This is a genomic window from Komagataeibacter kakiaceti JCM 25156 (genome assembly GCF_000613305.1).
Window position 1 is genome coordinate 1 of sequence record NZ_BAIO01000794.1, and the last position, 770, is coordinate 770.

Annotated in this window: 1 pseudogene; it reads left to right on the forward strand. The window is 65.8% G+C overall.

The features are described 5' to 3' along the window. Window positions 1-136: 136 nt before the first annotated feature. A pseudogene (locus JCM25156_RS26345) lies at window positions 137-770 on the forward strand (phosphoserine transaminase); the annotation flags it as partial.

Sequence of the window (770 nt, forward strand, 5' to 3'; positions counted from 1 at the left end):
GGACGGAACGGTAGACGTAGTACGATTCAAAATCGACCGCCGAAAGGCATAGGGGTTCGAATCCCCTCTCTCGTACCACAGTCTGGCGCACCGGCGCGCGGTGTTGCCCTTCCTTGCCCGTGTCGCGAACAGGACGATGTCTCCCTTGCCTGATCCCCTTACTGCAAAGCCGTCCGCACGGCCTGCCAATCCGTGCTTTTCTTCCGGTCCCTGCGCCAAGCGGCCCGGCTGGTCGCTCGATGCCCTGTCGGATGCGCTGGTGGGGCGGTCGCACCGTTCAACGGAAGGGCGCGCGCGCCTGAACGAGGTCATTACCCGTTCAAAGGCCATCCTCGCATGCCGGAAGACTGGGTGCTGGGCATCGTGCCGGCATCGGACACGGGTGCGGTGGAAATGGTGCTGTGGTCCATCCTCGGCTCCCGCCCGGTGGACGTGCTGGCGTTCGAGAGCTTCTCCGCCACATGGGCCAATGACATCATTGCCCAGCTCCGGTTGCCCGACGCCCGCGTGCTCAAGGCCGATTACGGTGAGATCCCCGATCTGGCGCAGGTGGACTGGGCGCGCGACGTGGTGCTGACATGGAACGGCACGACATCCGGCGCGCGCCTGCCTTACGACGCCGCCATTCCCGCCGTGCGCGACGGCTGGTGATCTGTGACGCGACATCCGCCGCCTTCGCCATGGACCTGCCGTGGGAGAAGCTGGATGTCGTCACATGGTCGTGGCAGAAGGTGCTGGGGGGCGAGGCCGCCCATGGCATGCTGGCGCTG